General features: G+C 45.5%; 19 protein-coding genes and 1 rRNA gene (1 of these 20 cut by a window edge). 16 read left to right on the top strand and 4 right to left on the bottom strand.

The window, feature by feature from the left end:
* Together rrf and L865_RS0118325 are read left to right on the top strand one after the other, a co-directional pair.
* Positions 1–86, top strand: a 5S ribosomal RNA gene (gene rrf / locus L865_RS26135); it begins 7 nt to the left of the window's first position.
* A 464-nt stretch (positions 87–550) separates the two neighbouring features.
* The gene (locus L865_RS0118325) at positions 551–1,825 is read left to right on the top strand and encodes a CinA family nicotinamide mononucleotide deamidase-related protein (RefSeq protein WP_028774573.1); all 1,275 of its coding nucleotides are present in this window, start codon (positions 551–553) and stop codon (positions 1,823–1,825) included.
* A 130-nt stretch (positions 1,826–1,955) separates the two neighbouring features.
* Here L865_RS0118325 and L865_RS0118330 read toward each other — a convergent pair whose 3' ends face one another.
* The 3 genes from L865_RS0118330 to argE form a co-directional block, all read right to left on the bottom strand.
* On the bottom strand, positions 1,956–2,501 hold the full coding sequence (locus L865_RS0118330) for a YceB family lipoprotein (RefSeq protein ID WP_051484694.1): 546 nt from the start codon (positions 2,499–2,501) through the stop codon (positions 1,956–1,958).
* Positions 2,498–5,134: a phosphoenolpyruvate carboxylase gene (gene ppc, locus L865_RS0118335; protein ID WP_028774575.1), complete on the bottom strand. Its 2,637-nt coding sequence runs from the start codon at positions 5,132–5,134 to the stop codon at positions 2,498–2,500. The genes L865_RS0118330 and ppc overlap by 4 nt, the downstream gene beginning before the upstream one ends.
* 146 nt (positions 5,135–5,280) lie before the next feature.
* Positions 5,281–6,432: an acetylornithine deacetylase gene (gene argE / locus L865_RS0118340; protein WP_037471559.1), complete on the bottom strand. Its 1,152-nt coding sequence runs from the start codon at positions 6,430–6,432 to the stop codon at positions 5,281–5,283.
* A gap of 261 nt (positions 6,433–6,693) precedes the next feature.
* Here argE and argC point away from each other — a divergent pair, with 261 nt between their 5' ends.
* The 5 genes from argC to argH all read left to right on the top strand — a co-directional run bounded on the left by argC (position 6,694) and on the right by argH (position 12,161).
* Positions 6,694–7,677 carry an N-acetyl-gamma-glutamyl-phosphate reductase gene (gene argC / locus L865_RS0118345; protein ID WP_028774577.1) on the top strand — a complete coding sequence of 328 codons (984 nt, stop codon included), beginning with the start codon at positions 6,694–6,696 and terminating at the stop codon, positions 7,675–7,677.
* 20 nt (positions 7,678–7,697) lie between these two features.
* Positions 7,698–8,480 carry an acetylglutamate kinase gene (gene argB / locus L865_RS0118350; RefSeq protein ID WP_028774578.1) on the top strand — a complete coding sequence of 261 codons (783 nt, stop codon included), beginning with the start codon at positions 7,698–7,700 and terminating at the stop codon, positions 8,478–8,480.
* A gap of 53 nt (positions 8,481–8,533) precedes the next feature.
* Positions 8,534–9,442 carry an ornithine carbamoyltransferase gene (locus tag L865_RS0118355; RefSeq protein ID WP_028774579.1) on the top strand — a complete coding sequence of 303 codons (909 nt, stop codon included), beginning with the start codon at positions 8,534–8,536 and terminating at the stop codon, positions 9,440–9,442.
* A 62-nt stretch (positions 9,443–9,504) separates the two neighbouring features.
* Positions 9,505–10,725 (top strand): argininosuccinate synthase, encoded by a 1,221-nt coding sequence (locus L865_RS0118360; protein ID WP_028774580.1) that lies wholly within the window; start codon positions 9,505–9,507, stop codon positions 10,723–10,725.
* A gap of 71 nt (positions 10,726–10,796) precedes the next feature.
* Positions 10,797–12,161 carry an argininosuccinate lyase gene (gene argH, locus L865_RS0118365; protein ID WP_028774581.1) on the top strand — a complete coding sequence of 455 codons (1,365 nt, stop codon included), beginning with the start codon at positions 10,797–10,799 and terminating at the stop codon, positions 12,159–12,161.
* A gap of 138 nt (positions 12,162–12,299) precedes the next feature.
* On the opposite strand, the gene L865_RS0118370 is transcribed toward argH, so the two are convergent.
* A complete protein-coding gene (locus L865_RS0118370; protein WP_028774582.1) occupies positions 12,300–14,843 on the bottom strand; it encodes a penicillin-binding protein 1A in 2,544 nt (847 codons plus the stop codon).
* 184 nt (positions 14,844–15,027) lie between these two features.
* Between L865_RS0118370 and L865_RS0118375 the strand changes: the two genes are divergently transcribed.
* From L865_RS0118375 to L865_RS0118415, 9 genes are all read left to right on the top strand, one after another.
* The gene (locus tag L865_RS0118375; RefSeq protein WP_028774583.1) at positions 15,028–16,107 is read left to right on the top strand and encodes a pilus assembly protein PilM; all 1,080 of its coding nucleotides are present in this window, start codon (positions 15,028–15,030) and stop codon (positions 16,105–16,107) included.
* Positions 16,095–16,676: a PilN domain-containing protein gene (locus tag L865_RS0118380; RefSeq protein ID WP_028774584.1), complete on the top strand. Its 582-nt coding sequence runs from the start codon at positions 16,095–16,097 to the stop codon at positions 16,674–16,676. The genes L865_RS0118375 and L865_RS0118380 overlap by 13 nt, the downstream gene beginning before the upstream one ends.
* Positions 16,673–17,290: a type IV pilus inner membrane component PilO gene (locus L865_RS0118385; RefSeq protein WP_028774585.1), complete on the top strand. Its 618-nt coding sequence runs from the start codon at positions 16,673–16,675 to the stop codon at positions 17,288–17,290. Before L865_RS0118380 ends, L865_RS0118385 begins: the two co-directional genes overlap by 4 nt.
* 2 nt (positions 17,291–17,292) lie before the next feature.
* On the top strand, positions 17,293–17,808 hold the full coding sequence (locus L865_RS0118390) for a pilus assembly protein PilP (RefSeq protein WP_028774586.1): 516 nt from the start codon (positions 17,293–17,295) through the stop codon (positions 17,806–17,808).
* A 69-nt stretch (positions 17,809–17,877) separates the two neighbouring features.
* Positions 17,878–19,881 (top strand): type IV pilus secretin PilQ, encoded by a 2,004-nt coding sequence (locus L865_RS0118395; protein WP_425423649.1) that lies wholly within the window; start codon positions 17,878–17,880, stop codon positions 19,879–19,881.
* 216 nt (positions 19,882–20,097) lie between these two features.
* Positions 20,098–20,613: a shikimate kinase AroK gene (gene aroK / locus L865_RS0118400; protein ID WP_028774588.1), complete on the top strand. Its 516-nt coding sequence runs from the start codon at positions 20,098–20,100 to the stop codon at positions 20,611–20,613.
* 14 nt (positions 20,614–20,627) lie between these two features.
* Complete coding sequence (gene aroB, locus L865_RS0118405) at positions 20,628–21,704, top strand: 3-dehydroquinate synthase (protein WP_028774589.1); 1,077 nt, start codon at positions 20,628–20,630, stop codon at positions 21,702–21,704.
* Between the two features lie 18 nt (positions 21,705–21,722).
* Positions 21,723–23,183 (top strand): AAA family ATPase, encoded by a 1,461-nt coding sequence (locus L865_RS0118410; RefSeq protein ID WP_028774590.1) that lies wholly within the window; start codon positions 21,723–21,725, stop codon positions 23,181–23,183.
* Between the two features lie 52 nt (positions 23,184–23,235).
* Entirely contained in the window at positions 23,236–24,075 is an 840-nt protein-coding gene (locus L865_RS0118415; RefSeq protein WP_028774591.1) for a Dam family site-specific DNA-(adenine-N6)-methyltransferase, read from the top strand.
* The last annotated feature ends 454 nt before the right edge of the window (positions 24,076–24,529 follow it).

A 24,529-nucleotide genomic window follows, 5' to 3' on the forward strand; every position in this document is an offset into this window, starting at 1 on the left:
GGTCCCACCTGATCCCATCCCGAACTCAGAAGTGAAACGCAATTGCGCCGATGGTAGTGTGGGGTCTCCCCATGTGAGAGTAGGTCATTTCCAGGTGCCTAATAAACGATAAATCCCCAGCACTTTGTGTTGGGGATTTTTTCGTTTAACGGGCTTTGAAATGACACTCGAACATGGGAAGTAAAAAGTCCGAACGTAGTGAGGCTCAATACCCATGTGGAGTAGGGCGAAGTGAGTGCGTTTATGAAGCGCAGCTCCATGGTTTCCGTCATTCTTAACTTCTCGGGTTTAGAGCTCGCAAAATGTTTTCCTGCTAGCGATTTAGCAAGTCAGTCAGCTACAAGGTCATAGTTGTTGGTGACATCCGGTGATATCCACCAATTGTCCACTGTAACGGGCTGGATTTTAAGTCGTTCTAATAGTGATTGTGATTGGTCAATTGGGTGGCAGCGAATAATGCCAATGCAATGCTAAATAGATGCTAAAGACCTATTGCTATTCGCGCTAGGCTTGCATAGTTTAACGGAACTAATTTTCTCCGGAGATAAAGATGAAGCTTGAGTTGATTTGCACTGGCGAGGAAGTACTAGCTGGCCAGATAGTGGATACCAACGCTGCTTGGTTTGCTAATACCATGATGGAGCAAGGTATTGAGTGTCAGCGTAAAACAACGGTTGGCGATCGCTTGTCTGATCTCGTCGAGATATTCAAAGAGCGTAGTCTGGTAGCTGATATTATTCTGGTTAACGGTGGCTTAGGCCCAACCTCTGATGATCTGTCCAGTGAAGCCGCTGCTGAGGCATTAGGGGAGCCGTTAGTTGAAAATAGCCAATGGCGTCAGCGATTAGAAGATTGGTTTACCCGCAATGGCAGAGTTATGTCGCCGAGTAACCTTAAGCAAGCGTTGTTACCCGAGTCGGCGGTGATGATTGATAACCCAGTTGGTACTGCGTGTGGTTTCGCAGTCAAGCTTAACCGAGCTTGGCTATTCTTTACTCCCGGTGTGCCTTTTGAGTTTAAGGCGATGGTTAAAGATCAATTTATCCCGTTTATTAATGAGCGTTTTGATGCAGGCGAAGTCACCCAAGTGACTAAGCTGTTGACCTTAGGTTCCGGTGAGTCAGCTTTGGCAGATAAGCTGCAGGCATTAACTCTACCTAGCGGAATTACGCTCGGTTATCGCTCTTTTATGCCGTACATAGAAATAAAGCTGTTTGCTCGTGGTGAGTCAGCCATTGAGCAAATTGAAGATACCGTACAATTATTAGAGGCGGCTCTGGGCACAGCAGTGGTTTGTCGCGACTGTGATAGCCTAGCAAAAGCGGTACATAATCAATTGGTCAATTCAGGTTTAGGGCTAAGTGTTGCAGAGTCTTGCACCGGTGGAGCCATTACCAGTGGGTTAGTTGCCTTTCCTGGTAGCTCTACCTACCTGCATCAAGGGCTGGTTACCTATAGCAATGAGTCAAAGGTAAAAGTATTAGGTGTAAAGCCTGAGACTTTAGATGACCAAGGCGCTGTATCTATAGCTGTTGTTGAGCAGATGGCCTCAGGTGCCCGCAATATATTAGGCAGTGATTTCGCTCTAGCAACGAGTGGGATAGCCGGCCCTGAAGGAGGCAGCGATGCAAAGCCAGTAGGTACTGTTGCTATAGCGTTGGCGACTAAAAGCGCAGTGTATAGTCAGATGTTGAAGTTCCCAAGTCGCTCTCGAGACTTAGTGCGTAGTATGAGCACAGCAGTGGCTTACGATATGCTCAGGCGAGAGTTGGCTCAGCAAGCTGTCATTGTTGACTATCCTTCAGCTAAACGGTTTGCTAAGTAGCCCAAGACGTTGAATGACAGTGGGTGATTGTTAACAGGCAGTAGCAAGCGGATAAAAGCGAAAAGCGGCCAGATTAGTGGCCGCTTTTTGATTGAATTAAAACTTTGCACTGATGTTTACAGTGGCTAGGTTACTCATCAAAAATCAGCTTGAGTTTTCCAGGGACGACTTCAATCCGTTTAGTCATTTCAGCAAGTAAGGCTTGATTTCCATCTTGGGTATCAAGTACGTAGACTGGCTGAGTCTCCAAAAAGTGACGTACAAACCCCATCATCTGGGGTGCGACGGGATTAATCGCCTTTTCTATATCATCCGGTGTCGATTCGACCTTAGTGAGGCTGAGATCTTTAAGGTACACCGCATGTTTATCTGGGTCATACCAAGGTTTAGCTTCAAAGGTTGTGGTGACTTCAGCTTTGAACGGCATAATCGGGTTACGCACTTTCACTAAACTGTGCGCTGTCACTGCCATAATCTCAGGTTTATCACCCAAGTTGACGTCAATCTCAGCAATGGTCAGTTCTATGCCAAAAAACTGATTGCCTTGTTTGACCTCAAAATGAATCTCGTCTGATAGGTAACCTTCTAACTCTCGCTCAGAAATGCTGTATTGACTGACACAGCCAGTCAATAGCAGCGTTGCGAGTATTAGGGGCGCTGATTTGAGGCTGATCATCCAGTATTTCTCATACCAGCAGCGACACCAGCAATGGTGAGCATTAATGCCAGTTCAATGTCTTTGGTATGGCCTTGGTCTTTACGTGTACGGGCAAGTAACTCAGCCTGCAAGAAGTTTAATGGGTCGATGTACGGATTACGTAACTCTACCGATTCCCGGTTCCAAGGCGTGTGAGACATGAGGGTTTCGGCTTGAGTCAGTTGCAATACTGCATCAATGCCGGTTGCCATACGTTCGCGCAGGGCATCTCCCAAGTGATGTAGGCTAGGGTCTACTAAGCAGGTTTCGTAGTATTTAGCCAAATTGGGTTCAGCTTTGGCATACACCATCTCTAGCATTGATATTCTGGTTTCAAAGAATGGCCATTGGCTGGCCATCTCTTGCAGTAACGGCATTTTGCCTTGGCTAGCTACTGACTGTAATGCTTCTCCAGCACCTAGCCAGGCTGGCAACATGAGTCGGTTTTGTGACCATGCAAAGATCCATGGAATTGCTCGTAAGCTTTCAATGCCTCCGTCTATACGGCGTTTAGCTGGGCGGCTGCCTAGTGGCAATTTACCAAGTTCAACCTCTGGCGTTGCCGCTCTAAAGTAGGCAACAAAATCAGGCTCGCCACGGACGATACTACGATAGGCCTCAACAGATTCATCTGCTAGCTGCTGCATAGTGTCGCGCCAAGCTGGCTTTGGCACGGGTGGTGGTAGCAGTGTTGCTTCCATAACCGCTGAGGTATACAGCGCCAGACTTTGTACCGCCAGTTTGGGCAGGCCAAACTTAAAGCGGATCATCTCACCTTGTTCGGTAACGCGAATACGCCCATCTACAGAACCCGGCGGTTGCGATAGGATTGCTTGGTGAGCTGGTCCGCCACCTCGGCCAATGGTGCCGCCACGACCATGGAATAAGGTCAGCTTTATATCGGCTTGCTGGCATATTTCGACTAACTGCTCTTGTGCGCGGTATTGTGCCCATGCTGCCGCCATTACCCCGGCATCTTTGGCAGAGTCAGAATAGCCAATCATGACTTCTTGAGTGCCTTTGCTATAACCGCGATACCAATCAATCTTCAATAACGCACTAATACAATCTGCGGCATTGTTAAGATCGTCTAAAGTTTCGAATAGCGGAACCACGCGCATTGGATGCGGGCAATTAGACTCTTTTAACAGTAGTAATACTGCTAACACATCTGATGGCTTGCTCGCCATAGAGATGACGTAAGATCCTAGCGCTTGTGCTGGTTGGCTAGCGACAAGCTTGCAAGTATTGAGTACTTCGGCGACATCGTCGCTTGGCGACCAGTTTGAAGGGATCAGTGGTCGTTTACCGGTTAGCTCACGCAATAAGAATGCTTGCTTTTCTTGCTCATCCCAATGGTTGTAATCGCCTAAGCCCAAATAACGTGTCAGCTCGGCAATGACATTAGCGTGGCGCTCAGCATCTTGACGGATGTCCAGCTTCAGCATGTGAATGCCAAAACAGGCGATTCGGCGATGCATGTCGAGTAGCAGTCCGTTAGCGATTAAAGACATACCTTTGTCAGATAAGCTCTGATAAATAATGTCTAAAGGTGTTTTTAGATCTTCTTTGCACCATACAATTGAATCCCGAGCAACCTCAGGCTGATGACCTTCTAACCGCGCATTCAGGTAATCGATGGTATTGCGCAGCTTCTGCCTTAATTCTCGCAAAATAATGCGATAAGGCTCATGGCTAGGTCCGGTTTGGGCTAATAGCTCATCGCTTGCTTCTTCCATTGATAACTCATTAACTAAGTTAACGATATCTTTAAGATACAGACGCGCAGCAGTGTGTCTATTTCGCAGCAGGACTTCTTCGGTCACTTTTGCGGTAACAAAAGGGTTACCGTCGCGGTCACCGCCCATCCAGCTAGAAAATCGCACCGGCGCAATATCGGTTGGAATTTGCTTGCCGGTACGCTCTTCTACCTGCTCGTTGAGCTGACGTAGAAAGTCTGGAATGGCTTGCCACAGCGACACTTCAATGGTGCTGAGTCCCCAACGAGCTTCATCAACCGGAGTGGGTCGTTCATTACGAATTTCATTGGTATGCCATATTTGTGCTATCAGCTGGCGCAAACGTAAATGCTGCTGTTTCTTTTCGCGCTCACTCAGTTGGCCGTTCTCGAGGGTGGCTAAGCAATCAACAATGGCTGAGTACTTTTGAATGAGTGTGCGTCGTGAAATTTCTGTGGGGTGCGCGGTTAACACCAAGTCGATATCTAAACTTTCTAAGCAAGAAAGTACCTGTTGCTGGTCGACCTTGCCACTTAGCATACGCCCAAGTAGTTGCTCCACGGGGTCGGGCACGCATACTAGCTCATCACAATTGCGGCTGATGGTATGAAATTGCTCAGCGATATTGGCGAGATTCAAGAATTGGTTGAAGGCTTTTGCAAAAGGTACGAGCTCATCATCGGGTAAGGCCGTGAGCAGTGTTAGCATCTCTTCTCTTGCTGCACTGTCACCTTGGCGTGAGCTTTTGGCAAGGTGGCGAATTTGTTCAATTTTATCTAAGAATGCATCATCTAGGTCATTGCGAATCGTATCACCTAAAATTTGCCCTAAAGTACTGACATTAGACTTTAGTGATGCGTACATATCAGCCATACATGCTCCATAAAACAAGGTTAATCAATCACAATACCCAGCGTACCTCGAATGGGTCAATATAAGCCAGCGCAAAATACTGATCGTCTTTGCGCCAAATCATTTGTATTGCACTATCTGCTAAAAATTACCGCTTCTTGTTAGATTTATTTAATGCACGCTTGGTAAATTAGCTGTTTAAGCAATGCGACAGTTTTATCTAGATATAAGGTATCGATAAATTCATCCGGTTGATGTGCCTGGGCGATGCTACCGGGGCCTAACACCAGTGTTTGACAGCCTAGCTGATTAATATACGGTGCTTCCGTAGCATAGTTGACAACTTCTGGTTGTTGCTCGCTCAGCTTAGCGACCAACTGGCTCCAGCTATTATCTTTGCTGCCCGCAAAAGGTTCCGATGGCGGGTACAACTGGGCGACATTTATCGCACCAGGGTATTGGCTGTTTACCGGTGCCAAATATTGAATGATGAGTTGCTCTAGCTCTTCAATCGCTAAACCAGGTAGTGGCCGTATATCTAAGTGTAAGTCACAACATCCGCATATGCGATTAGCGGCATCACCACCGTGAACATGGCCTAAGTTCATGGTTGGGTACGGCACACTAAAGGCATTTTCCAAATAATTATCGGCGAGGTGCTGTTTGAGTTTAAGCAGTTGGCCAATAACCTGGTGCATAATTTCAATCGCATTTAGGCCATTTGCTGGATCCGAGGAATGGCCACTGCGACCTGTAACGCGAATGCCCTGTGCTAAATGGCCTTTATGCATATATACCGGCTTAAGACCGGTGGGTTCACCAATAATGGCATAGTCCGGCGCAATAGATTTAGCTTTAGCGAATGCTTTGGCACCATTCATTGTGGTTTCTTCATCCGCACTGGCCAATATGTACAGTGGCCGTTTAAATTGATCCAATGGCAAAGTTTTGAGCGCCTCGACAACAAGTGCAAAAAAGCCCTTCATATCGCAGGTGCCTAAGCCATACCATTTGTTGTTTTGCTCTGTCAGCCTAAATGGGTCATGTTGCCAGCGACCTTCATCATAAGGCACGGTATCAGTATGTCCTGCCAATAGTAGTCCACCCGTTCCACTACCGAGTGTTGCCACAAAGTTATGTTTTTCGCGTGTATCTGGAACAACATCTGACTGACACTGAAAACCTAAGTCGCTAAACCAATTATGCAAAAGTTGCACGACTCCATGATTGCTCATATCCAACTGACTTTCTAAGGCGCTAATTGATGGTGTAGCAATGAGTTCTGCAAAGCTGGTTTTTAAATCAGGTAAATTTTTCATGATGCACCTAAAAATATATATTCAAATATATTGCATAATTAGTTTTGTGTGGTAGTCTAGCAAACAGCTAAAGCAAGTACCATTAAATAAAGCACCAAATTGAGATAGAAAATGAATAATTCACATCAAAATATTAACAATAAGGCGATATGTAACGGCTTCCTGCGACGATAAACTTGTCAACTATTGGTATTTTACCAGGGCTTAAGTTGTGCCCCCTCTTTTTTACCCCGTTCAATTCAAACGAAGATTATTTAGATGATGAAAAGCATAGCAATTATTGGCGCTAGTGGTTACACAGGAGCGCAAATTACTTCTCTTATTCAAGCCGACCAACAGCTAACCATTCAAGGCTTGTATGTTTCTGAAAATAGTGTTGATAAAGGCAAGCCTCTTGCTGAACTTTATCCTGCATATAGCCACATCTCTGCTTGTTTATCACCGTTAACTGACGAGGCTAAGGCACTTATTGTTGATGAGGCCGATGCGGTTGTTTTAGCAACCGACCACGCAGTGAGTTTACATTTGGCAGCCTGGTTTTATGAGCAGGGGTTAGCGGTATTTGATTTAAGTGGCGCCTACCGGTTTGCCGACAGTGACCAATACCCTAAATGGTATGGTTTTGAACATACTCACCCAAAAACATTGGCACAAGCAGTATATGGGCTTGCTGAGTGGAATGCAGATCAGATTGCAGATAGCAAAATGGTTGCGGTACCAGGTTGCTACCCTACAGCATCATTAACCGGATTAAAGCCAATTGCACACCTACTGACAGAGACTCTGCCGGTGATTAATGCCGTTAGTGGTGTGACGGGAGCGGGACGTAAAGCACAGTTACACACAAGCTTTTGTGAAGTGAGCTTAACGCCATATGGTGTGCTAGGTCACAGGCATCAACCTGAAATAGCGACACATTTAGGTCAAGAGGTTATCTTTACTCCGCACCTAGGTAATTTTAAGCGCGGCATATTGGCTACCATTACTGTGCAATTAAAGCCAGGCACAACAACAACTGACATTATTGATGCCTATAGTGTTTATGACGATAAGCCTCTTGTGACGGTGAAACAAAATCAATTCCCTAAAGTTGATGATGTGGTCAATACTGCTTTTTGCCATTTAGGCTGGAAGTTTGATGAAAGCAATCAATACTTGGTCATTGGTAGCGCCATAGATAATTTGATGAAAGGTGCAGCAAGCCAAGCGCACCAATGCATAAAGATTCATTTTAAATACGCGTAACAACTAGCACCGTGAGTGAGATATCAGCAATGAAGCAAGTTTTAGTATTAAAGGTCGGTGGCGCGTTATTACAGTCTGAAGCTGGCATGGCTCAGTTGATGACAACAGCCGGAAAAATTATCGCGGCTGGCACGCAACTTATTTTAGTTCACGGCGGTGGGTGTTTGGTCGATGAGCAATTGGCTGCTAACGGTATGAGTAGCGAAAAGCTTGATGGTCTTAGAGTAAGTCTTGCTGAGCACATGCCTATTGTTGTAGGCGCGTTGGCGGGAACAGCAAATAAGATGCTACAGGCGGCAGCGGCTAAAGCTGGCGTAACGAGTGTCGGACTCAGCCTTGCAGATGCCAATATGGTGAAAGCGACAATCAAAGATCCACGTCTTGGTTATGTGGGTGAGGTCAGTGCAAACGATCCGAGTCTATTGACTTACTTACTACAGCAATCTTGGATGCCAATTATTAGCTCAATTGCGATTGATGCTAATGGTGCCCAATTAAATGTTAACGCCGATCAAGCCGCTAGCGTGCTTGCTAAGCTTGTGGGTGGTCAATTAGTGCTACTTTCAGATGTGCCTGGCGTGCTGAATGCAGAAGGTGAGCTTGTTAATCAGTTAACTTTGCAACAAGCCGAACAGCTTACCCAGGAAGGCGTGATTGCCAAAGGGATGAAAGTAAAGGTTCAAGCGGCGTTCGATGTGGCGCAAGCAACAGGCCAGACTGTGCAAGTAGCCTCTTGGAAAGACAGTGAACAGTTAATGTTACTAGCACAAGGTGAATGTGTTGGTACTCAAATTTTACCTTAGTGATTAACAGAGCAGAAAACGGTTAACTCTGTTAACCATGGGAGCGATAGAAGATGAACCATTTACTTTCGATAAAAGATTTAAGCCAAGCCCAATTAGTTGACCTATTGAGCTTAGCCAAAGAAATTAAAGCCAACCCTAAGCAATACCAAAATGCACTAGCAGGTAAAAGTGTGGTGATGCTATTTGAAAAGCCATCACTACGTACTCGGGTAAGCTTCGACATTGGTATTAATAAGCTTGGCGGTCATTGTTTATACCTAGACCAGCAAAATGGCGCATTGGGTAAACGTGAGCCAGTTTCTGATTTTGCCGCTAATATTTCATGTTGGGCTGACGCGATTGTGGCGCGTACATTTGCTCACTCGACCATCGAAGGTTTAGCAGAGCATGGCAGTGTGCCCGTGATCAACGCACTGTCTGATATGTATCACCCATGCCAGGGGTTAGCTGACTTTCTCACGTTGTCTGAACAGTTCGATGATTTATCTAAAGTGAATCTAGCCTATGTGGGCGACGGCAATAATGTGACGCACAGCTTGATGTACGGCGCTGCTATTTTAGGTGTCAACCTGACGGTAATTTGTCCTCAAGGGCATTTCCCTGATGGCCAAGTTGTTGTTGAGGCACAAGCGTTGGCTGCGAAACATGGCGGTAAGTTGGTGCTGAGTTCAGACATTAATGATATTGCTAATCATGATGCCATTTATACCGACACTTGGATTTCGATGGGTGACAATGCCGATTTAGCCGACATTAAAGCCAAGTTTGGTCCGTATCAGGTTAACAGCGAATTGATGCAGCAAGCTGGCGCAAACTTCTTTATGCATTGCCTACCGGCGTATCGCGGTGTGGAAGTGACAGCTGACGTGGTTGACGGCGAAGGCTCGTTGATTCTGCATCAAGCCGAGAACCGTATGCATGCACAAAATGCCGTTTTAGTTACTTTGTTGGCTGATTAGTCATACAGTATTTTAAGTTATCGAGCTGTGTTGCTCTTAGTAAAGATTTTTAGGAAATAGTTATGTCGAATCAAACCAATACATCAGTTAAAAAAGTAGTACTAGCATACTCAGGTGGCCTCGATACCTCTGCAATCATCCCATGGTTGAAAGAAACCTATAATGATTGCGAAATTGTCGCTTTCTGTGCTGATGTTGGTCAAGGTGATGAAGAGCTTGAAGGCCTACATGAAAAAGCCATCGCTTCAGGTGCTTCAGAGTGTTATATCGTCGACCTAAAAGAAGAATTGGTGGCCGATTATATTTACCCAACTATCGCGACGGGTGCGATTTATGAAGGTACTTATTTACTCGGTACCTCAATGGCAAGACCGATTATCGCCAAAGCTCAGGTTGAAGTTGCCCGTAAAGTGGGTGCAGATGCCGTATGTCATGGTTGTACCGGTAAAGGTAATGACCAAGTACGTTTTGAAGGTTGTTTTGCTGCATTGGCGCCAGATTTGAAAGTGATTGCACCTTGGCGTGAATGGGAAATGGTAAGCCGCGAAGACCTGCTGGACTATCTTGCTGAGCGTAATATCGAGACCACAGCGTCTGCAACTAAAATTTACAGCCGTGATGCTAACGCGTGGCATATTTCCCACGAAGGTGGCGAGCTAGAAGATCCATGGAACGAGCCAACAAAAGGCGTGTGGACTATGACGGTTGCGCCAGAAGATGCACCGGATGCTCCTGAATACGTGACTTTAGCGGTTGAGAAGGGTCAAATCACTCAGGTTAATGGTGAGCAATTAAGCCCATACGCTGCTTTGATGCAACTTAATGCGATTGCTGGTACGCATGGTGTGGGCCGGATTGATATTACCGAAAACCGTTTAGTCGGTATGAAATCACGTGGTTGTTATGAAACGCCAGGTGGCACGGTGATGTTTGCTGCATTGCGTGCGATTGAAGAGTTAGTGCTGGATAAGAGCAGTCGTGAATGGCGTGAGCAAATTGGTGCGCAAATGGCTCATCTTGTGTATGACGGTCGTTGGTTTACGCCGCTATGTGAATCGCTACTAGGTGCCTCAAAGCCTTTGGCTGACTTAGTGAATGGTGAAGTGGTCATTAAGCTTTACAAGGGCCAAGCTCATGCGGTTAAGAAGCGCTCACCAAATAGCCTGTATTCGGAAGAGTTCGCTACATTTGGCGAAGATGATGTATACAACCAGAAAGATGCTGAAGGTTTTATCCGTTTGTATTCTTTAGCTAGCCGTATTAGAGCGCTAAGCAATCAATAGTCTCAACTCATAAGTGAGTTAATGAAGGGGCGAGTATCGCCCCTCTATTTTATCAAATTCAGGAGCACATTATGGCCTTATGGGGTGGTAGATTTTCACAAGAGAGCAGCGCATTGTTTAAGCTTTTCAATGACTCTCTTCCAGTTGACTATCGGTTAATTGAGCAAGATATTGTTGGCTCTATTGCGTGGGCGGATGCGATAACGCAAGTCGGAGTATTAACTCAGCAAGAGTGCACTGAATTACAGACTGCACTCAAGGAGCTATTGACCGAAGTTGCCGATAAACCAGAGCTCATCATCGCCTCTGGTGCCGAAGATATTCATAGTTTTGTTGAGCAATCTCTGATCGCTAAAGTGGGCGATTTAGGCAAAAAACTCCATACTGGTCGCTCTCGTAATGACCAAGTTGCGACAGATTTAAAGCTGTGGTGTAAAAAAGAAGGCGCTCAACTACTCGCGTTACTGCAAAAACTCAAAGCAGCACTGCTAGATTTAACCGCCAGAGAACTTGATGCGGTTATGCCGGGCTACACCCATCTGCAGCGCGCGCAACCTGTTGCTTTTGGGCATTGGTGTTTAGCCTATGTAGAGATGTTTGAGCGAGATATTAGTCGTTTAGAAGATGCGCTTAAGCGTGCTGATAGTTGTCCGTTGGGAACAGGGGCTTTAGCGGGTACTGCTTATCCGATGGATAGACATCAGTTAGCTCAGTCATTGGGTTTTGCGGGCCCGACGTTAAATAGCTTAGATACGGTATCAGACAGAGATCATGTGATTGAACTGTGCAGCGATGCCTCAATCAGCATGATGCACTTAAGCAGAATGGCAGAAGATCTTATTTTCTTTAATAGTGGTGAAGCCGGATTTATTGAACTTGATGATCAAGTGACTTCAGGCTCGTCGCTAATGCCACAGAAAAAGAACCCTGATGCGCTAGAGCTGATACGTGGTAAAACGGGCCGTGTGTACGGTAGCCTAGTGGGTATCTTAACCACGATGAAGGCGTTGCCTTTGGCTTACAATAAGGACATGCAAGAGGATAAAGAAGGCTTATTCGACGTGATGGATAGCTGGTCTATCTGTCTAGAAATGGCCGCCTTAGTGTTATCTGGTCTGAAGGTTAATCGTGACAATACGCTTAGTGCCGCGCAGCAAGGTTATGCCAATTCAACTGAGTTAGCAGACTATTTGGTGGCTAAGGGCATGCCATTTAGAGAAGCGCATCATGTTGTTGGCGAAGTGGTTGTTGCAGCAATAGCACAGAAAAAGCCGTTAGAAGAATTTGCACTCGCTGATCTACAAGCTTTCGCCGATATCATTGGTGAAGATGTTTATGCGTGTTTGACCATTGAGTCCTGTCTAGCAAAACGGGAAGCGTTAGGCGGCACCGCAATAGTGCAAGTACAAGCCGCTTTAGATGCTAAATTGAGTTGAAAATAATTCAATAAACAAAAAAACCTGCGCTAGCAGGTTTTTTTATTTGATAGATAACAATTTTTTGGCGCAGAATAAAACAGGGTTAAAGCGAGAAACTGCAGTGGTTTTGTCCTGTAATAACTGCAGTTATCAATATTATTGAAATAAGTCCTCAGTCGGATCTTCAATAAATATATCGCTCTGATCTTGCTCTTCTTGGACATACTCAGTCGGTTCACTGCCCGCGATAAAGTACTCAAAAGAGCTGGTGTGGTCAGTTTTTCGAGTGAGCTTACCCGTGGCTAAATCAATCCTTGCAGAAACAATGCCTTCAGGCGGTAGCATCGGCTCTTGTGGTGTGCCATCAAGTGCCTCTTTCATAAACTCATTCCAACCCGGCCCCGCGGTTTTTGCGCCGGCTTCAGCCCCCGAGATTTGATCTTTAGCGCCATTAGCATTCCATGCGGTGCGACCAAGTTCTTTGCTATGGTCATCGAAACCAACCCAAACCGTGGTGGCCAGTTTAGGGTTGAATCCACTAAACCAAGTATCGCGGGATTCATTGGTGGTACCGGTTTTACCAGCAATGTCTCGGCGATTTACAACCCGTGCGGCTCGCCATGCCGTGCCGTTCCATCCGGTGCCTTTGCTCCAGTTGCCTCCACCCCAAATCACACTCTTAAGTGCTTCGGTGATTAGGAATGCATGTTGGCTTGAGACAATTTGCTCTGCAAAGCGCGACTCCTCGTCACCGCAGGTCATTGTTGCTTGTGCAATTGTTGCTGGTGGGCTGCTGAGCTCTTGTGCCATAGCAGCAAATGGATCGTCTGCTGCCATCTGTGCCACATCACTCGCCGCTTCAGGAGTACAGGCTAAAGTTGGGTTTGCTTGTTCAATGACGTTGCCGTAGCTGTCTTCAATACGTTCAATGAAGTAGGGTTCGACCTTGTAACCGCCATTGGCAAAAACACTGAAGGCCGTCACGACTTGTAGCGGAGTGACCGATGATGACCCCAGAGCAATGGATTCGTTGCGGGGGATATCGTCGCGGTCAAAGCCAAAGCGCACTAAAGTATCGATAGCGGTGTTCAAGCTGGTATAGCGCATCGCCCTTACTGCCATCACGTTTACCGATTGTGCTAAGCCGACGCGAAGACGAGTTGGCCCAGTATATCGATCTGGAGAGTTCTTTGGACGCCAGGCAATACCTTGGCGAGTATCCGCATTATTGATTGGCGCATTGTTGATGAGCGTGGCTAGGGTGTAGCCCTTTTCAAGCGCGGCAGTATAAATGAACGGCTTGATATTAGAGCCCAGCTGGCGCTTAGCTTGGGTCACACGGTTATACTGGCTGGTATGGAAGCTAAAACCGCCTACTAGGTTTTTAATTGCACCGTTATGGGGATCAAGTGAAACAATAGCGCTAGAGACTTCAGGTATTTGTGATAGCTGCCAAAACTCCCCATTGTTACGGATCCACACCTGTTGGCCTACTTCAAGGACATCACTAGCCAGTTTAGGGGCTTTGCCTTGGCGCTTATTACTGATAAACGTCCGTGCCCACTTTAGGCCTTGCCAATCGATATCGATTGTTTCGCCCTTGGCATTAAGAACTTGGGCTTGTTGGTCTTCAACAGCAATCACTGCAGCGGGCGCCAACCCTTGAAAGCCGCGTGTTTTACTCAGTAGTGCTTTAATGTCACTTACCGCAGGAGCGGTGTCAGTCCATAACACTTTGGTGGCGCCACGGTAACCATGGCGTTCATCGTAGGCATAAACATTATCTCTTAGGGCCTTTTGAGCCTTAAGCTGTAACGACGAATCGACGGTGGTGGTGATGTTGTAGCCACCTGTATACGCCTCCTCTTCGCCCAGTTTAGCCACTAAATAATCACGTGCCATCTCTGAAATATAGGGGGCGTATAAGTTTATCTCTGCTCCATGATACTTGGCCGTTATCGGTGCGCGGGTGGCTTCTTCATACTGGGCTTGAGTAATGTTGTCTTTTTCTAGCATGCGCCCCAATACCCAATTACGACGATTCATTGCCCGTGCTGGGTTACGAATAGGGTTGGCGGCTGAAGGAGCTTGCGGTAAACCAGCAATCATTGCCATTTCTGGCAACGTCAGTTCATCAAGCTCTTTACCGTAATAGACCTGTGCAGCCGCACCGACACCATAGGCGCGATTACCTAAGAACGAACGGTTCAAGTAAAGCTCGAGGATCTCTTGTTTGTTGAGCGCTTTTTCTATTTTTAATGCGAGGAAAATTTCTTTAATTTTACGAATGTAGGTTTTTTCTCGTGATAGGAAAAAGCCTCGTGCAACTTGCTGTGTAATGGTACTGGCACCTTGGCTCTTCTTACCCGTTGTCGCCAAAATGAGTGCCGCGCGCACAATACCAATTGGATCAATACCTTTGTGTTCAAAGAAGCGAGCGTCTTCGGTATCCAGTACCGCGTTAATCAATTGGGTCGGAACTTCTTCATATTCCACGGGGATCCGGCGCTTTTCACCAAATTGTGAAATGAGTTTACCGTCACTACTATAGATGCGCAGTGGAGTCTGCAGTTTAACGGTCTTTAGGGTGGTGACGTCTGGGAGTTCTGGTAAGAAGTAAAAATAGGCTGCCGCAATAGCGCCAATACCTAAAAGGACCAGGCTAAAGAGCGCTATGATAATTCGTTTAAACCATTTCACCAGACAATTCCAATAATTTTAGTGGGTACAATAGTATATAAGGCGAGTGGCTATTGGTGAAGCAAAAATGGTTGTCAAAAAAATGGCAATTGTAAAACTCAGAAACATTTTGTACAAATATCTATAACGAGTTGATTTTGTGCTAATCTAATTGCTGAAACTATAACAAAAGTGACGATGGACTATGCTTTCAAACTTATGGAAGCGTCAGGCTCCGCAAATGGTGGGTATTGACCTTGGCTCACATGAAGTCAAGGCGGTATTGCTGAGTAAGACTGCTGATGGTTATAAAATTGTAAGTCACACCGCTGTGCCAATAAAAAAAGGCGCAATCAATGATCATGAGATCAAAGATAACGATGCCGTGCTAGATTCTCTTAGGAAAGTAAAACGTGCTTTGCCTAAAGGGGTTAAGTTTGCGTCGGTGGCGGTATCTGGCTCTGCGGTGATGACAAAAGTGATCTATATGGATGCCTCGCTAAATGAAGAGGAGATGGAAGCCCAAATTGAGATTGAGGCTGACAATCTGATCCCATATTCACTGGATGAAGTCAGCATTGATTTCGAAACCTTAAGTGTCAACAGTACCGACCCAACCAAAGTCGATGTGCTGCTTAGTGCTTGCCGTACTGAAAATATTGATGCACGCGTCGATGCGCTTTATGACACTGGCATAGAAGCTAAAGTGGTTGATGTAGAGGGCTACGCCTTAGGCCGAGCCTACGAGATGATTGCTGCTCAATTACCTGAAGGCGCTGACAATAAAGTGGTTGCGCTGGTGGATATTGGCGCAAATATTACTACATTTGCAGTGGTTGAAGCCGGAGAGACCACCTTTGTTCGCGAACAAGCGTTTGGCGGCGAGCAGTTTACTCAATCCATCCTGTCCTTTTACGGCATGTCCCATGAGCAAGCAGAAAAAGCCAAACTAGAAGGTGACTTGCCCCGCAATTACATGTTTGAGGTGTTATCGCCTTTTCAAACTCAGCTGTTACAGCAAATTAAACGAACTCTACAAATTTATTGCACCTCAAGTGGCAAAGATAAGGTCGACCATATCGTATTGTGTGGTGGCACATCTAAGCTTGAAGGTATGGCTAATTTGCTCACTAATGAACTGGGCGTACACACCATTATTGCAGACCCATTTCAAGGTTGTTTGCATGCCGATGAACAAGTGAAGACGCTACTGCAAGCCGATATTAGCAAGTATATGGTGGCATGTGGGTTAGCCTTGAGGAGTTATTCTGAATGGCGAACATAAACCTACTTCCTTGGCGAGAAGAAGCACGCGAGAAGCATAAGCGTGATTACTTGGGGATATTGGCACTGGTTTTCTTGGTGTCATCGCTTTTGGTTTATGTGGCTTTGATGGTTGTAGATTCAATGACCGAAGAGCAGCGTGGCCGTAACGCCTATCTCACATCAGAAATTCAGCTACTAGAAAAGCAAATAGCCGAAATTAAAAAGATTCGCGAACGTAAAAAAGATATTGAGCGTCGCACAGAAATTATTCTTAATTTACAACAAGCCAGAAACCTACCTACCCACGTTTTAGATGAGTTAGTGCGTATCGTTCCACCTGGCATTTACTTGTCGAGTATTGAAAAAAAGGGCAGCTTACTGTGGATTGAAGGACGCAGCGAATCTAACAACAACGTTGCCAACATGATGCGTAAAGTAAAAACGTCGCAGTGGTTACAAGATCCAAACATGCGTTCAATTATTTCTCAGCGTGAAGAGCTACGTCAATTACAGCGTTTCAGTTTGAAAGTCACCATTCGTGAAGTGAAAGTTGACGAAGCAGATAGCACACAAGGAGCGAGCCGATGAAACTCGATCTGAGTGAATTTAACGATATTGATTTTGAGAATATTGGCGGCTGGCCAACCCAAGTAAAAGTGGTGTTTGCTTTGATGTTGGCGGTATGTATTTTCGTCGCCAGTTACTTTTTATTTATCTCTGATGCAATTGCAGAGCTGGATAAAGAGCAGCAGCAAGAAGTGACCTTGAAGAATGACTTTAAGGCGAAATATCAGCTAGCAGCTAACCTTAAGTTATATCGTGAGCAACTCGCGGTGATGGAAGTGCAGTTTGCAGAGCTGCTGAAAATGCTGCCCTCACAGAATGAAATGCCAGGATTACTTGATGACTTAACCTTTGTCGCAACAGATGCGGGCTTAAAAATAGAAAGCTTAGATTGGCGCGAAGAGATTCAGCGTGATTTCTATATTGAGTTTCCTATTAGCATGTCTGTTGGCGGTGATTATCACGAGATGGGGCAACTGGTGAGTGGCGTGGCAAAATTACCCCGGATTGTCAGTTTGCATGATTTTGTCATTACCCGTGGTGAGACTGGCGAACTAGCCATGGAAATTTTAGCAAAAACTTATCGCTTTAAAGAAGGTGCTGAGTTACCGGCTGAAAAACCAGCGGGGGCTAAATAAGCATGAAAAAATTGTCATTAGTCTTATTGGCCTTTGGATTAACAGCGTGTTCAGGTGATCGTAGCGATTTAGAGTTGTTTGTGACTACCACCAAAGCACAGCATGTTGCTTATATTAAGCCGCTAGAAGAAACACCGAAATTTGAACACTATGCTTATCAAGCTGAACTGATGCGCAGCCCGTTTGTACCACCGTCACGAGAACTAACAGAAGAAGTGATTGATACAACTAAAGATTGCCTCCAGCCTGATTTAAAACGCCGTAAAGGGCGCTTAGAAACTTATGCGCTAGACAATCTAAAAATGCGTGGCACCTTGAGCGAGCGTGACACGATTTGGGCGTTAGTCGAAACCAATGATGGCAGTGTGTATCGTTTGGGTATTGGTGAGTACTTGGGGTTATATCATGGCCGAATTGCTAAAGTTACACCCCAAACAGTCGAAATAATTGAATTAATTCCAGATGGTTCTGGTTGCTGGGCTGAAAGAATGAGCAACATGGAACTGACTGGTGAATAACAAGCGAAGGATGTGGGAATAATGGAATCTTCTGCCGCGAGAAAAATGCTAAACAATATGTCGTCGCTAATGAAAGCGGTCACGACGACAACACTCTTAATGGCTTGGGCGTTTAATGCGTCAGCTGCCAATCGCTTGGTTGATGTAAAGTATCATGCAGTTGTTGATCATCAGTTGGAATTGCAGCTCACGTTTGAAAGTGCCGTGTCTGAACCTCAAATTGATCTTAATGCGTCACCTGCACAAATTATCTTGGGCTTTGATGACAGTATTTCTGGGTTAGAAAAAGATGTATTACCGGTTGAAACTGTAGGGGTGACTACCGTCACTACCAGCCAAAATGGTGAGCGTCTCAATGTACAAGTCGATCTAGCTAAAGTTAAGGCTTATCAAGGTAAAGTGGTCGGTAACACCTACCGTTTAACCATCAATGATGAAGTGGCTAGCCGCGCTGATGGTGGTCAAAACCGTTTCATTAACGGCGTTAAAAACATTGATTTTAGACGTGACAAAGCCGGTGGTGGTGAGTTACTGGTTAAATTAAATAACGCTTCTGTTGCCGCTAACGTTGAGCAAGTGGGAGCGAAACTAGAGTTGAAGCTATACAACACTGATATCGGCTCAGATCTGCTCTATGTGATGGATGTACAAGACTTTGCGACACCAGTGAATAGTTTTGAGACTTTCAAAGAAGAGTTGACCACGCGTATTTTGGTGGATGTATCAGGTCAGTATGAGTACAACTATAAACAAGAAGGCAGTTTATTCCGCTTAAGTATCAAAAAGGCCGAGCGGATGACGGTCGTCAAGGAAGAAAAGAAATACGAAGGCCGCTCACTGTCATTGAACTTCCAAAGTATCTCTGTGCGTACCGTGTTGCAGATTATCGCAGACTATAATGATTTTAACTTGGTAACCAGTGATACGGTTGAAGGTGATATCACGCTACGTTTAGATGATGTTCCTTGGGATCAAGCTTTAGATTTGATTCTACAAACCAAAGGCTTAGATAAACGCGTCGAAGGCAATATTCTCATGATTGCTCCAGCGGAAGAATTAGCGATTCGTGAAAGCCAAGAGTTGAAAAACCAGCAAGAAGTGAAAGAGCTTGCACCTCTATTTTCTGAGTACCTACAGATTAACTATGCCAAAGCAACTGATATTGCTGATTTGCTCAAAGGCGAAGACTCAAGCTTGTTAACGACTCGAGGCAGTGTTGCTGTTGATGAGCGCACCAATACCTTGCTTGTGAAGGATACTGAAGAGAGCTTAGAAAATATTCATCGCTTGATTGAAGTGCTCGACATTCCCATTCGTCAGGTATTGATTGAGTCACGCATGGTGACGGTTAAAGATGATGTTTCAGAGGATTTAGGTATTCGCTGGGGGGTAACAGACCAGCAAGGCAGTAAAGGTACATCGGGCAGCTTAGAAGGCGCCAATGATATTGCCAACGGTATCGTCCCCAGCTTGGGCGACAGATTAAATGTTAATCTTCCAGCGGCAGTGGCTAACCCAACGAGTATTGCATTTCATGTGGCTAAGTTAGCCGATGGGACCTTGCTCGATCTAGAATTAAGTGCACTTGAGGTTGAGAGTAAAGGTGAGATTATTGCCAGTCCGCGTATTACCACCTCAAACCAAAAAGCCGCTTACATTGAGCAGGGTGTTGAAATTCCTTACGTTGAGTCAGCTTCAAGCGGTGCAACCACAGTACAGTTTAAAAAAGCGGTACTGTCACTGAGAGTTACACCGCAAATCACACCTGATAACCGCGTGATCCTCGACCTTGAGATCACCCAAGACTCGCAAGGTAAAACAGTTGATACGCCACTGGGCCAAGCGGTGTCGATTGATACTCAGCGTATTGGTACCCAAGTGCTAGTCGATCACGGTGAAACTATTGTTTTAGGTGGTATCTACCAACAACAATTAATCAATAAGGTGAGTAAAGTTCCTGTGTTAGGCGACATTCCATTTGTTGGCTACTTGTTCAGAAATACCTCTGATAAGAATGAACGCCAAGAATTACTTATCTTTGTGACCCCTAAAATCGTTTCAGAAGAGATCTAACTTACTATTTTTTCTCATATTGACGCTGGTGGGTCCTCCCCAGCGTCATGTGTTATAACGGATAATTTCATAGAATTCGCTGACTTCTCTTGCCTTCATAGGGGGTAAACTGAGATAATCCGCGGTCAAGTCTCATAAGAGCAAGGTAACATTTAAGGTCGGCCTGATTTTTTGGCTGGCGTAGGCAAACTTCATATAAGATTCAGACGTAAAGCAATGGCTGAAAAACGTAATATTTTCCTAGTAGGTCCTATGGGGGCTGGTAAAAGCACTATAGGTCGTCATCTCGCACAGATGCTTCATTTAGAGTTCCACGATTCAGACCAAGAGATTGAGAGCCGTACTGGCGCTGATATCGCTTGGGTGTTTGACGTTGAGGGTGAAGAAGGTTTTCGCCGTCGTGAAACACAAGTTGTTGCAGACCTTACCGAAAAACAAGGTATTGTCTTAGCAACTGGAGGTGGTTCTATTCAAAGCAAAGAGATCCGTAATAACCTTTCTGCACGCGGTATTGTGGTTTATTTAGAAACTACTATCGACAAGCAAGTAGCTCGTACTCAGCGTGATAAGCGCCGACCACTACTGCAAGTTGATGACCCAAGAGAAGTGCTAGAAAATCTTGCTGCAACTCGTAACCCTCTTTACGAAGAGATTGCTGATGTCATCGTTAAGACCGATGAACAAAGCGCTAAAGTTGTTGCAAATCAAATTATTGAACAGTTAGGCTTTTAAATTTAGGCGGAAAAATGAAGCAGATTCAGGTTGAACTTGGTGAACGTAGTTATCCTATTTTCATTGGCCGGGATCTTTTGCAACAAAGCGAGCTTTTTGCCGACTTTGTGCAGAACAAAAAGCTTCTAATCGTCACAAATGACACCATAGCGCCTTTGTATCTTAATCAGCTACAAGCGCTATTGGCATCATTTAACTGCGTTGAACCTGTTATTCTTCCCGATGGTGAGCAATACAAAACCCTTGCACAAACCGATGCTATCTATACTGCTTTATTAGAGCAGAATTTAGGTAGAGACACCGTGTTGATTGCATTGGGTGGTGGGGTTATTGGGGGCATGACAGGTTTTGCTGCAGCCTGTTATCAACGTGGTGTTGATTTTATTCAGGTACCTACCACTCTACTTTCTCAAGTCGATTCTTCCGTTGGTGGCAAAACTGCCGTTAATCACCCGCTCGGGAAAAATATGATTGGCGCGTTTTATCAACCTAAAGTTGTCGTTATTGACACTCACTGTTTGCAGACATTGCCCCAGCGCGAGTTTGCAGCCGGTATGGCAGAAGTTATTAAGTATGGCATCATTTGGGATGCTGATTTCTTTGCTTGGTTAGAAAACAATGTTGCTGCGCTGAAGTCTCTCGATGAAGAGGCGCTTAAGTACGCAATTGCGCGCTGTTGTGAAATCAAAGCTGAAGTTGTCGAACAAGATGAGACAGAGCAAGGTGTAAGAGCGTTACTCAATCTCGGGCATACCTTTGGTCACGCTATTGAAGCTGAAATGGGCTATGGTGTATGGCTGCATGGTGAAGCTGTTGCGGCTGGCACGGTACTTGCTGCTAAAACTGCACAGGAGATGGGCTTAGTTAATGAGTCAATCGTTTGTCGGATCACCGCTCTATTTGATGCATTTGATTTGCCAACGGTCGCTCCTGAAACGATGAACTATCAGCAGTTTATCAAACATATGCGGCGCGATAAGAAAGTCCTTCAAGGTCAATTGCGACTAATGCTGCCCAATGCAATGGGTCAGGCAGGTATTTACAGTGATGTACCTGAGTCCATTCTTGAAGAGGTCATTAGCCGCAACTAATTGTAGTGTGGTGGCAGAGTGGCATTAAACTCTTCGTTTCTATTACCTAGTCAAGATGCATTGCTGCAGCGATTGCAGCATGTAGTGTTATACGGTCAGCAGCTTACGGTGCTCACTGGCGATGACGGCTGCGGTAAAACCAGCATTTTAACGGCATTGGTTGAAGAGCTCACCGAGGTAAGCAGTGCGTTTGTGACTTGCCCGATGCATTGTGATAGTGCAGAAATACGACGAAAGATTTTGGTTCAACTGCTTAGCGAACCGGCATTTGATGATGAAATTCCTATGCCCGAAACGCTGCTAAAGCTGGCTTCATCTTTACCCGCAGCTTCGCATATTGTGTTAGATGACGCCCATTACCTGCCGTTGGAGATTTGGGCTGAGTGTATTGTATTAAGTCAGCTTTCACTTAATGGACGTCGTATCACGGTAACACTGTCTACCACGTCTCAATACTTAGATTCAGTGATTGCTCAGCTACCTGAAAATGATGATGTGCCGATATTGCCTATGGTGGTGGAGCCACTAGGCAATGAAGAGCGCGAAGGCTTGTACTACATTCTCTTGAGCCGCAGTGAACAAGTACCATTCACCCCGCGAGATATCGTCACTGAGCAGCTAGCAAAGCAAAATGGCCTGCCCGCAGAAGTGGTATCCTTGTTTGAACTTGCACTCAATGGCGAGCCCGAACCCACGCCACAAAAAGCCTGGTTAAAGCCGGCAATTGCGCTATTAGCGGCTGTATTGGTTGGCGTACTGGGCTATCTGTTGATTAGTGATAGTGAACCGCAGCCAGTCAGTAGCAAAACGATGACGGTCAGCGAGGCACGAGCTCACGCGGTAAATCTGCAATACGCCCGTAACCTATTGCTACCTTATTTTGAATATCGCGTTGAGTTATCTAATCGAGCCAATATTGTCGCCACCGCATCTATCGACCCGGCTAAAGTTGACCCCTTACCCGCTGAGCCTGATGCAGAGCTAAACAAGGCTACTGGCGATGCAAGCCAAATTAAGGCTACAACGCAAGATGCAGATATCGCGTCAAACCCAGCCAGCAAAGTAGAAACGTTCGCCGTGAACAGCGCGACGTCATCAGAACCCGCCACCAAGATTACAGCGCCAACGAGTGAGCCACAATCACTACCGCAGCCGGCACAGCAGCTTGAATCGAGCACAGGCGTAGATACGTCGCAGACTCAATTAAAAGCTTATACATTACAATTGGCTAGTGTTAAGCAGCGTAAGTCGCTACAACAGATACTGGCGCGATTTGCAGATGATCCACAAGTCAGAGTGGCTAAAGATAAGCAGCGCTGGGTGGTGCTATACGGCGACTTCGTCAGTAATACAGAAGCACTGCAACAAGGACAAAAATTGGTGTCGCAATATGGCATCAGTCAACCATGGTTGCGGGCTTGGAAAGATATTGGCCATTATGATCTGCAGAAGGCGCTTCCTAGTCGTGAAATTCCATAATAAACAGAGTACAATCGTCAGCTTGTTTTCTCGTAGCGTTCAATCGGTTTAGATGGTTAAAAAACAAAGGGCCTTCCTCAAGTGGGCCGGTGGAAAATACAAATTGGTTGACGCTCTCAGTGGTTACTTACCTGAGGGAGATAGACTTGTTGAACCATTTGTTGGTGCAGGTTCGGTATTTCTTAATACCCACTATGAGCGCTATCTACTGTGCGACATTAACCAAGACCTCATCAATCTGTACAAAATTATTCAGTCGCAGCCGGATAAGTACATTCGCGAAGCCAAAGCCATGTTTGTTGCGAACATGAATGCCAAAGACGCTTACTATCAAGTGCGCACCGAGTTTAATCAAACACAAGATCCGTTTGTGCGTTCGGTTTACTTTTTATATATGAATCGTCACGGCTTTAATGGTTTGTGTCGCTACAATAAAAAAGGGGGATTTAATGTGCCATTTGGTTCATATAAAAAGCCTTACTTCCCCGAAGCTGAAATCCTTGCTTTTGCAGAAAAAGCACAGCGGGCTGAATTCAAATGTATTGGCTACGAACAAGCATTTGACTTAACTCAACCCGGTGATGTGGTGTATTGCGATCCGCCGTACGCCCCGCTGTCTACAACAGCCAGCTTTACTACTTACGTTGGTGCAGGTTTTAGCCTAGACGATCAAGCTTTACTGGCAAGAAAATCTCGTCATACTGCGATAGATCGAGGTATTCCGGTGTTAATTAGTAATCATGATATACCCTTGACCCGTGAGCTATACCATGGTGCCCGTTTTGGAACGATTCAGGTGCAACGCAATATCAGCCAGAAGGGCAGTGCGCGTAAGAAAGTCGATGAGCTAATGGCACTGTACGATGATCGCTATCATAGTGAAAACGACTGACAGCCTGATGTGAATGCTTGGTAGTGAATAACAGCAGATAGCTGTGGGTTTTACGGGGTTACAAACATTGGCCATTCACGACTTAACCGTCATTCAGGCAGCTTGATATAATACCAATCAGTATAAACATTTAGTCACTCAGCGAGAGTTTAGCGGTTCTGAGGTAAGGTCCTTAAATGCTCCTCGGTAACTGCTCCTGCGTTACCCTACCTCCTATATCCCTATAGTCGTGCATTAATGACATTCACCACATCTGACCTCCAAGGATGGAGGAAATGTCTTATGACTGTCAGGAACAGTCAAGACCCTGTGGTTTGCAACGAGTGAAGAGCATAGTTATTCTACGGTTAAGCTCGTTAACACAGCATCAGAATCGCTAAAACTCGCCATTCTGGCGCGTTTTAGGCTGCCTACTTCTGCGTTGAATAATTTCACAAGGGAACAACCATTGTTT

The sequence above is a fragment of the Shewanella waksmanii ATCC BAA-643 genome, from assembly GCF_000518805.1.
GTDB lineage: Bacteria > Pseudomonadota > Gammaproteobacteria > Enterobacterales > Shewanellaceae > Shewanella > Shewanella waksmanii.